The following is a 9,472-nucleotide window of genomic DNA, read 5'->3' on the forward strand; positions in this document are numbered from 1 at the left end:
GCGCCGGAATCGGTGCCCAGCACTTTCACCAGGTAGGGCATCACTTCTTTCAGCATCGGCTCCAGCGTCCACGGCGGGTTGATCACGAACATGCCGCTGCTGTGCAGGCCGAAGCCGTCCGGCGACGGCGTCTTCACCGTCAGCGTGACGTTCAGCCAGCCGTTGGCTTTCATGCGCTTCAGCTTGTCCGGCATCTGGCGCGATTCCATGCGGTTCAGCAGCGGATACCAGACGGCGTAAGTGCCGGTGGAGAAACGCGTGAGCGCATCTTCGATGGTGTTCTTGACGTGGCGGTAATCTTCTTTCACCTCATACGGCGGATCAATCAGGACCAGGCCGCGCCGCGACGGCGGCGGCAGCAAGGATTTCAGGCCGAGGAAACCGTCGCCCTGCTGGATCATGACGCGCTTGCCGCGGCCATTGCCGCGCTCGCGCTCGGCTTCCAGGCGGCGGAAGTTGTCGGTCAGGATCTTGCTGTCGCTCGGATGCAGTTCGAACAGGCGCAGGCGATCCTGCTCGCGCATGGTGGCGTCGGCGCAATACGGCGAACCGGGATAGAACTTCAGCTTGCCGTCCGGGTTCAGCTGCCGCACCACGTGCAGATATTCCGCCACCGCCGGCGGCAGGTCCTTGCGGTCCCACAGGCGGCTGATGCCAGTCTCGAACTCGGCGTTTTTCGACGCATAACCGCCGTCCAGCGCATACACGCCGGCGCCGGCATGGGTATCGATCACCATGTAGGAGGTGTCTTTCTGGCCCAGGTAGCGCAACAGCTGGATGGTGACCAAGTGCTTCAGCACGTCGGCATGATTGCCCGCATGGAAGGCATGGCGGTAACTCAACATAGGAAACTCTATCGTGGTGAAGTGTGTTGCCACACTCTACATCAAAGCGCCGGTCGGCTGCTGTGTAAAGGTATGGTGTAGATGGCCCGGGAGCTGCGCAGTACATGGCGCCCGTGCGCAAACGACCCGCATTCTACCATCGCGGCAATCGATAAGAAAAAGCTATTCGATGGAAGATTGCATTTTCAACATCTCTTCCGCCACCGCGACACAGGCTTCGATATGGCGGTTGCCTATGGCCCTGAAGGCCGAGAAGCCGATCGCCGCCGACACCATCTGGCCAGCGATAGGCACCAGCCGGGTAGCATTCTTGGAGAGCACCTTGACGCCGCTGCGGGTCAGGATTTTCAGCATCAGTTCACGCGTCACCGCTCGCCCGATCAGCGTGCTGCCGAGGCCGACGATGGTGCTGTAGGTCGCCACCTTGAGTTTCGGCTGGAGTTTGTCGATCTGCTGCGGCGTCAGGCCGAACTCGGCGTTGATGTCTTCGATCAGGCGCGACAGCAGGTGGATGTCGACCGCGATATCGACGCCCATCACCGGCAGCGCCGAAGCCCCGGCCGACAGCAAGGCCCGTTTCGCCACCATTTGCCGGCAGCGATGGCGCACCGCGTGCAGCGCATGCTCGGTAGCGGGAATCAGGACCAGCTCAGCCTGCCTGGACGGTTTCTTGCGTCCAGGCAGCCGATCGCGCCAGGTATCCAGCATCAGCTGGCCGCCTTGCCTTTGACAAAACCGTAAATCAGCAACAGGATCAAGGCGCCGACGATCGAGCCGATAAAACCCGCACCCTGGCCGGCCTGGTACCAGCCCAGGGCCTGGCCGATGTAGCCCGCCAAAAACGAACCGGCAATGCCCAGCAAGGTAGTCACGATAAGACCCATGTTCTCCTTCCCCGGATGAAGAAATTTAGCAATCACTCCGACTACGAAACCTACGATGATTGTCCACAGAATTCCCATTGCTGCTCCTAAGAGTTGATATTGTTTGCGGGGCGGCTGCCTCGGGCGAAGCCGGTGACCCGCCGTCCAATATAGAGCAAACTCCGGCCGCGCGCAGCGATTGCGTACTAAATGAGTGCTAATTTATGTAAAATATTGTCTCGGCAACACTATTCAGGCATGCAGTTCCTGCGACCGGTCCAGCCTGAAGTAAGCATCCAGCAAGGATGTCTTGTAGACCGCGCCCAGCAGTTCCGGGTCTTCATGGCTGCGCACCACCGGCAGCCGCTCGCCCTGGTGATCGAGGAAGGATTGCAAGGCGTCGCCTAGCGACATCTCGGGCGTCACCACATGCAGGAACTCGCGCCGTATGAAATCGGCGGCCACCTTCCCCTGCGTTTCACTCTTCTCCAGCAGACAGGAGGTAATGTCTTGCAAGGCCACCACGCCGCAATAACGATTGCGCTGGTCGACGATATAGATGTATTTCACCGGATATTTCAGGAACAGGCCGCTGATTTCAGCAAACGGCGCCGTCAGCGGCAGCACCGTATCGGCCGGCCGGATCAGTTCGTTCATGTGGATGCCGCGCAGGCGCACCCGTTCCTGCGCATCGCGATTGCGCTTGATCGTGATGTCGTACATGGAAGCGCCGTTGATGCTGCGCGCGATGAAATAAGCCACCACGCAGGACAGCATCAGCGGCAGCACCACCTGGTAGCTCAGCGTCATCTCGAAAATCATCAGGATCGCCATCAGCGGCGCGCTGGTGGCCGCCGCCAGGAAAGCGCCCATGCCCACCATGGCGTAAGCGAACGGCGCCGAGGTAAGGTCGGGCAGCACGATGTGCAGCAGCTGGCCGAACAGATAACCGATGGCGGCGCCGACGAACAAGGTCGGCGTGAAGATGCCGCCGACCGCGCCGGAACCGGTGGTGATGGCGGTGGCCAGCACCTTGAGCACCAGCACCAGCAGGACGCTCCACCACAGCCAGGGCGTATGCAGCAGCGAATTGACCACGCTGTAGCCGTTGCCCCAGACTTCGGGCATCCAGACCGAAATCAGACCTACCAGCAAGCCGCCCAGTCCCAGCCTTAGCGGCAGCGGCAAGGCGGTCCTGGTAAACATATGCTTGGAGAACGCCAGCAAGCGCAGGAATTGCGGCGCGGCGATGCCGGCCATGATGCCCAGCAGCACAAACCACAGGATCTCGATGCCGGCGACCGGCGGGAACGGCGGCATCTCGTAAGCCGGATGGTAGCCGGGCAGCTCGCGCATGGTGATGTTGGCCACCACCGACGCCACCACTACCGGCCCGAAGCTTTCCATGACGATCGCGCCCAGCACGATTTCGGTGACGAAAAAAGCGCCGGCGATCGGCGCGTTGTAAGCCGAAGTGATCCCGGCCGCCGCGCCGCATGCCACAAGCAGGCGCAAGCGGGCCGGGCTGAAGTGGGTGAAGCGGCCCACCAGCGACGCCGCCAGCGCCGCCAGCTGCACCATCGGACCTTCGCGCCCGATCGAACCGCCGGAGACCACCGTCGCCAGCGACGACAGGCTGCGCAGCAGGCTCTGCCGCACCGGGATGTTGCCGTCGCCGATCGCTACCGCTTCCATGTAATCCGAGGTGGCGCTGGAGGGCACGCGCTTCGCCAGCACCAGGATCGCCCCGGCCAGCAGGCCGCCCGCGGCCGGCAGCAGCAAACGCATTGACCACGGCAAGCTCTTGGCCATGGCGACAAAACTGCCGCTGTGGCCGGTCAGCAGCTGCTGCAAGCCATAGATGCACTCGCGGAACAACACCGTCGCCAGCGCGCCCAGGAAACCGACCACCGCGGCCCACAGCAGCATCGAATGGCTTTCGGAAAAATGGAACAGGCGTTGCAGGCGGATCCGGTATCTTAAAAGCGTGCTGCCTGCGTTGCTACGTACAGTGCTGCTTGAGGGCATGGTGTGTGGTGGCGAGCTGATGTGATTAGGACAGTGATTGGAATAGTGACTGGAATACTACCGTTTCAAGCGCCCGCAGGATTGTCCGGCGCCGCCATCAGAGCGCCGAAGTACGCCATATCCGTGGCAACCGCTGCTTCCGCCTTGTTCTGCATGGCCTGGTAGCGCGCCAGGATTTCGTGCCCTATCGGCGTCACTTGCGCACCGCCGCCTTTGGCGCCGCCGGTCGCTGTCGCCACCAGCGGCGACATGAAGCATTGGTTCATCGCTTCGACCAGCAGCCAGGCGCGGCGATATGACATGCCCAGCGAACGTGCCGCCGCGGAAATCGAACCGCTTTGATGGATGGCCAGCAGCAGCGCTGCCTTGCCTGGACCGAAGGCGATTGCATCGCCCTGCAACACTCTGAGCCGAACCGATTTGGAATTTGCCATATGCGGGATTGTAGCAAGGAGGCAGGCGGCAAATCAGGTATTTTGTTGGCATATTCGCCATGCCGGCAGGATTTCGCATTGACTCCGTGTTTTAAAGTTGACCTACGCTATATCCTGCCATATATTTCGATGTTGCCCGATTTTGCCATCTGCTTGCCACCCACCACCCAGGAGATATTCCATGTTGCGCCGCTGCAATTACTCGATTAAACGCCTGATCCTTGCCAGCGCCCTGCCCCTGTTGCTGTTGACGCCGGCAGTCCATGCGGCCGACCTGGTGGTCTCGGCAGCCGCCAGCCTGACCAACGCCTTCAAGGATCTCAGCCAGGCATTTGAAGCGCAAAACCCCGACACCAAGGTGATCCTCAACTTCGCCGCCTCCGATGTCTTGCTGCAGCAGATCATCAAAGGCGCGCCGGCCGACGTCTTCGCTTCGGCCGACCAGGAAGCCATGAACAAGGCGGAAGCCGAAAAAGCCGTGCTGGCCGCCAGCCGCAAGAACTTTGCAAACAACCAGATCGTGCTGATCGTGCCGGCCGACAGCCAGCTGCGCATACAGCAATTGCAGGACCTGGCGCAGCCGGCGGTCAAGCGCGTCGCCTACGGTAATCCAGCTTCGGTGCCGGTCGGACGCTACACCAAGGCCGCGCTGGAACACGCCAACCTGTGGGACGCCGTTGCCGCCAAGGGCGTGCCGGCGCAAAACGTGCGCCAGAGCCTGGACTATGTAGCACGCGGCGAGGTCGACGCCGGTTTTGTATTCTCCACCGACGCCGCGATCATGCCGGACAAGGTCAAGGTCGCATTGCAGGTGCCTTCGCAAACCGCGGTCAGCTATCCGATCGCCGTCACCAGCAACACCAAGCAGGCCGACATGGCTGCCAAGTTCGTCGCCTATGTACTGTCGCCGGCCGGCCAGTCCACGCTGGCGCGCTACGGCTTCTTGAAACCCTGATGACCAAGTGAACTGTAACAGCCAAATCAAGAGCGCCTGTCACGTATCCGACGCGCATGGCGGCGTTGCACATGCTCGCAATAGTCCTGCTATTGCTCCGCTGTGCGCCTTGCCCTATGCGCCGGATACGTGCCCTTCACTCTCGATTCAGCTATTACAGTCCACTAGTGTTATCGTCAAGCTCCCCGGACAGCGGCAAAGGTTAGTAGTGAATAGAAAGCAGAAGCCATGAACAGCGGTGTCTGGGTTGCCCTGCTGCTGTCGTTGAAAGTTGCAGGCTGGGCCACCCTGCTCAACATGCTGTTCGGCGTCGCCGCCGCTTATGGCTTATCGCGCTGGCGCTCGCCGGCGCGCGATCTGGTCGACGCCATCCTGACCCTGCCGCTTGTGCTGCCGCCGACCGTGCTCGGCTATTACTTGCTGGTGCTGCTGGGCCGCCGCGGCGTGTTCGGCGTCTGGCTGGAAAAATGGGGCATCCAGCTAGTGTTCACGTGGCAGGGCGCAGTGATCGCCGCCACTATCGTCGCCTTTCCGCTGGTGCTCAAATCGGCCCGCGCCGCTTTCGACAATGTCGACGTGCAGCTGGAAAATGCTGCGCGCGTGCTGGGCGTATCGGAAGCCGGTGTGTTCTTCCGCGTCACCTTGCCGCTGGCTTCCAAGGGCATTGCCGCCGGCGTATTGCTGGCGTTTGCACGCGCGCTCGGAGAATTCGGCGCGACCCTGATGATCGCCGGCAACCTGCCGGGCCGCACCCAGACCTTGTCGGTCGCCATTTATGAAGCGGTGCAGGCCGGTGACGACCAGACCGCCAACCTGCTGGTGCTGATCACTTCGGCCACTTGCATCGTGGTGCTGCTGATCGCCGGCCGCCTGTTGCCGAAAAGCCAGCAGCGCAGGCAGTCATGACGAATTTCCTATGACTATCGAGATCAACATACGCAAGCATCTGCAGGCCAACGACCGCGGCTTCAATCTCGATATCGCGCTGCATACCGAGAGCGACCGTGTGGTGCTGTACGGCCCCTCCGGCGCCGGCAAGAGCCTGACCTTGCAGGCAATCGCCGGTTTGCTGACGCCCGATGAAGGCCTGATCCGCCTCAAGAAAAACACCCTGTTCGACAGCGCCGGCGGCATTTGCCTGCCGCCGCAGCAGCGTAAGGTCGCCTACCTGTTCCAGGACTATGCGCTGTTCCCGCACCTTACCGTGGCGCAGAACGTGGCGTTCGGCTTGCGCCCGGGCTGCTTCAACCTGCGCCGCCCGCACGACCATCCGGTCGTCAGGAAATGGCTGGCCTCGTTCGAACTGAGCGCGGCCGCCAACAGTTATCCGCACCAGCTGTCGGGCGGCCAGCGGCAACGCGTGGCTCTGGCCAGGGCGCTGGCGCTGGAACCGGACATCCTGCTGCTGGACGAACCGTTTTCGGCGCTGGACCTGAACTTGCGCGACCGCATGCGGCGTGAACTGTCCGAGCTGCAAAAACAGCTGAACGTACCGATGATGGTAATCACCCACGACCCAGCCGACCTGGCACTGCTGGGCGACGAGATCTTCGAGATCCGCGACGGCATGATCGCACCGCCGGCCAGGACATAAAAAAAGCGCAGCCGAAGCTGCGCTTTTTATCGCCGGGTTTCTTTGCTTAGAAAATGTGGCGGATGCCGACCGCAACGCCGGTCACGCTATCCTTGCCAACCAGTTCCGACAAGGCCGCATTCTTGGCCTTGTTGTAGTCGACCGTACCGTAGACCTGGGTGCGCTTGGACAAAGCGTATTCCGCCACGCCGACCAGCGCGTAGCGGGTGCCGTCGCCCAGGTTGCCCAACGTGGCGACCGTGACGTTCTTGCTCTTGTCATAGTAGCCGGCCGCAGTCAGCGACCAGGCCGGAGTGGCCTGGTAAGTCGCGCCCAGGAAGTAAGCATCGTCCTTGCGCTCGACGCCGCCGATGCCGCCATTGATCGAAGCCGCACTGTTGGTGACGCCGAAATATGCCGGGGTCGTGCCGGTGCTGTCCTTGATGCGATAGTAGCCGCCGAACAGCTTGGCCGCGCCCAGCGTGTAGGACAGGCTCAGGTTGTAGGCAGTGTCTTTCCAGTCCGAATTGGTCGGGCTGACAGTTTGCTGGAAGCCGCCGCCGATGGCGAACGGGCCGGCTGTATAGGCCAGGGTGCCGCCGATCTGGCTGCCCAGCTTGACCGAACCGGCCTTCTCGCCGGCAGCATAGCTGATGCCTGCAGCGAGGCCGCCGAACGTGCCGTAGTACTTCAGCATGTTCGAATTGCGGATCAGGGTGGCGCCGGCCGGCATCCATGCATTCTGGTCGTAGTTGCCGACGGTCAGCGGATCGAAATGGTCCGCCATCAGATCAAACAGCGGAGTTTGCTGGCGACCCAGGGTGACCGTGCCGAAAGAACCGCTCAGGCCTACGTAGGATTGACGGCTGAACAAGGTATTGGCGCTGGACATGCTGCCGGTATCGGAATTGAAACCGTTCTCCAGGCGGAAAATCGCTTTCAGGCCGCCGCCCAGGTCTTCAGTACCCTTGAAGCCGATACGGCTGTTCGAGATCGCGCCATTGGTGATGACAAAGTTTTTTTGCCCGGCTGCGTTATCGCTGCTGAGATAACGGATGCTGGTGTCGACAATGCCGTAGATCGTGACATTAGTCTGGGCCATCGCGCTCCCGCTGGCCAAACCTGCCGCTACCAGCATCAAGGAATATTTTTTCATGCATCTCTCCGTAAGTTAAACATTTTTTAGATTTTATTCGACAGCCTGGCGACGCCTGCTCCCACGTCGCCTTGCCATCGCTTTACCGCCACTGCTACTACGTTACGCTGCCATTTCAGCGTTGCCGGGGGTAAAGCTGAGCAGACATCATATCAGCACAACTTTCCCCCAAAACAAGTTGTTGTTAAAACCCAACTATGTTTATTCAGATTTCAGTACGCCGCGGCGTATCTGGTCGCGTTCGATCGACTCGAACAGCGCCTTGAAATTGCCTTCGCCGAAGCCTTCGTCGCCTTTGCGCTGGATAAATTCGAAAAACACCGGGCCCAAGGTAGTCGCCGAGAAGATTTGCAGCAGCAGGCGCTGGCCGTCCTGGTTCGAGACGCCATCCAGCAGGATGCCGCGCATCTGCAGCTCGGCGGTCGGCTCGCCATGGTTCGGCAAGCGCCCTTCCAGCATTTCATAGTAGGTTGCCGGCGGCGCTGTCATGAACGGCGTACCCATCTTCTTCAGGGCGTCCCAGGTTTGCACCAGGTTGTCAGTTTGCAAAGCAATATGCTGGATCCCTTCGCCGTTGAACTGCATCAGGAACTCTTCGATCTGGCCCGACCCTTTGGACGACTCCTCATTCAAGGGGATGCGGATCTTGCCGTCCGGCGCGCTCATCGCCTTGGAGGTCAGGCCGGTGTACTCGCCCTTGATGTCGAAATAACGGACTTCGCGGAAATTGAACAGTCGCTCGTAGAACGCCGCCCAGTGCGCCATGCGGCCGCGGTACACATTGTGGGTCAGGTGGTCGATGGTTTTCAGGCCGGCGCCGGCAGGGTTGCGCTCTGCGCCTTCGATGAATTCGAAATCGATGTCATAGATCGACTTGCCGGGAGTGAAACGATCGATCAGATACAACGGCGCGCCGCCGATGCCCTTGATCGCCGGCAAACGCAGTTCCATCACGCCGGTGTTGATTTCCATCGGCTCGGCGCCGCGCTCCAGCGCGCGCTGGTATGCCAGGTGCGCGTCATTGACGCGGAACGCCATGCCGCAGGCGGACGGGCCATGCTCTTTGGCAAAATAATAGGCGGGGCTCTTGGGCTCGTAATTGATGATGAAATTGATATCACCCTGGCGATACAGGGTCACATCCTTGGAGCGGTGGCGCGCCACCTTGGAGAAGCCCATGGCTTCGAACGCCGGCTCGAGCACGTTCGGGGTGGGCGAGGCGAACTCGACAAATTCAAAGCCGCACAGGCCCATGGGGTTTTCAAACAGATCGGACATGATGTACTCCTGCAAATAAAGTCTGGTGGACTGGGTCTAAACGGATCAGCTGCGGGTAGCAGCTGATTCCGAGGTTTCTGGCGTAATCAGTTGTTGCAAGGCGATTTCAAAAGCGACTTTGGCGATGCCGGTACGGCTGGCCGAACGGCCGTGGCATTTTTCCAGCGCCGCAGCCACAGTGGCCGAAACGTCGCCGAAGATGGCTTCGTCGGAAATTTCCACCTCGCTTTGCATCAGGAACGCGAAGGCGCGCGCCATGCCGCAGTTGGCGACGAAATCCGGGATCACGGCGACCTTGGCGTCGGCGTATTCATAAATCGGACCGTAGAAAATATCGCTG

General features: G+C 60.8%; 10 protein-coding genes and 1 pseudogene. 3 read left to right on the top strand and 8 right to left on the bottom strand.

Translation table 11 applies throughout. The features are described from left to right. The 5 genes from JWQ61_RS17650 to JWQ61_RS17670 form a co-directional block, all read right to left on the bottom strand. Window positions 1-845 (bottom strand): 23S rRNA (adenine(2030)-N(6))-methyltransferase RlmJ (locus JWQ61_RS17650; protein ID WP_304361663.1); only part of this gene is annotated, 845 nt, incomplete at its 3' end. A gap of 162 nt (window positions 846-1,007) precedes the next feature. Further along, on the bottom strand, window positions 1,008-1,553 hold the full coding sequence (locus tag JWQ61_RS17655) for a hypothetical protein (RefSeq protein WP_304361664.1): 546 nt from the start codon (window positions 1,551-1,553) through the stop codon (window positions 1,008-1,010). After that, the gene (locus JWQ61_RS17660) at window positions 1,553-1,807 is read right to left on the bottom strand and encodes a GlsB/YeaQ/YmgE family stress response membrane protein (RefSeq protein ID WP_061539663.1); all 255 of its coding nucleotides are present in this window, start codon (window positions 1,805-1,807) and stop codon (window positions 1,553-1,555) included. Before JWQ61_RS17660 ends, JWQ61_RS17655 begins: the two co-directional genes overlap by 1 nt. 153 nt (window positions 1,808-1,960) lie before the next feature. Beyond that, a complete protein-coding gene (locus tag JWQ61_RS17665) occupies window positions 1,961-3,736 on the bottom strand; it encodes a ClcB-like voltage-gated chloride channel protein (protein ID WP_304361665.1) in 1,776 nt (591 codons plus the stop codon). A gap of 65 nt (window positions 3,737-3,801) precedes the next feature. Next, on the bottom strand, window positions 3,802-4,170 hold the full coding sequence (locus tag JWQ61_RS17670; RefSeq protein WP_304361666.1) for a winged helix-turn-helix domain-containing protein: 369 nt from the start codon (window positions 4,168-4,170) through the stop codon (window positions 3,802-3,804). Between the two features lie 181 nt (window positions 4,171-4,351). On the opposite strand from JWQ61_RS17670, the gene modA reads away from it, so the two are divergent. The 3 genes from modA (at window position 4,352) to JWQ61_RS17685 (ending at window position 6,719) form a co-directional block, all read left to right on the top strand. Continuing rightward, window positions 4,352-5,125 (top strand): molybdate ABC transporter substrate-binding protein, encoded by a 774-nt coding sequence (gene modA, locus JWQ61_RS17675; RefSeq protein ID WP_304361667.1) that lies wholly within the window; start codon window positions 4,352-4,354, stop codon window positions 5,123-5,125. 228 nt (window positions 5,126-5,353) lie between these two features. Beyond that, complete coding sequence (modB, locus tag JWQ61_RS17680; RefSeq protein WP_304361668.1) at window positions 5,354-6,031, top strand: molybdate ABC transporter permease subunit; 678 nt, start codon at window positions 5,354-5,356, stop codon at window positions 6,029-6,031. A 10-nt stretch (window positions 6,032-6,041) separates the two neighbouring features. Next, on the top strand, window positions 6,042-6,719 hold the full coding sequence (locus JWQ61_RS17685) for an ATP-binding cassette domain-containing protein (protein WP_304361669.1): 678 nt from the start codon (window positions 6,042-6,044) through the stop codon (window positions 6,717-6,719). 46 nt (window positions 6,720-6,765) lie between these two features. On the opposite strand, the gene JWQ61_RS17690 is transcribed toward JWQ61_RS17685, so the two are convergent. The 3 genes and pseudogenes from JWQ61_RS17690 to JWQ61_RS17700 form a co-directional block, all read right to left on the bottom strand. Beyond that, entirely contained in the window at window positions 6,766-7,854 is a 1,089-nt protein-coding gene (locus JWQ61_RS17690; protein ID WP_014005547.1) for a porin, read from the bottom strand. A 201-nt stretch (window positions 7,855-8,055) separates the two neighbouring features. Further along, on the bottom strand, window positions 8,056-9,132 hold the full coding sequence (gene hppD, locus JWQ61_RS17695) for a 4-hydroxyphenylpyruvate dioxygenase (RefSeq protein ID WP_120236397.1): 1,077 nt from the start codon (window positions 9,130-9,132) through the stop codon (window positions 8,056-8,058). Between the two features lie 45 nt (window positions 9,133-9,177). Beyond that, window positions 9,178-9,472: pseudogene (locus tag JWQ61_RS17700) on the bottom strand (amino acid dehydrogenase); the annotation flags it as partial.

Source organism: Collimonas fungivorans, assembly GCF_028292705.1.
In the GTDB taxonomy this organism is placed as follows: Bacteria; Pseudomonadota; Gammaproteobacteria; order Burkholderiales; family Burkholderiaceae_D; genus Collimonas; species Collimonas fungivorans_B.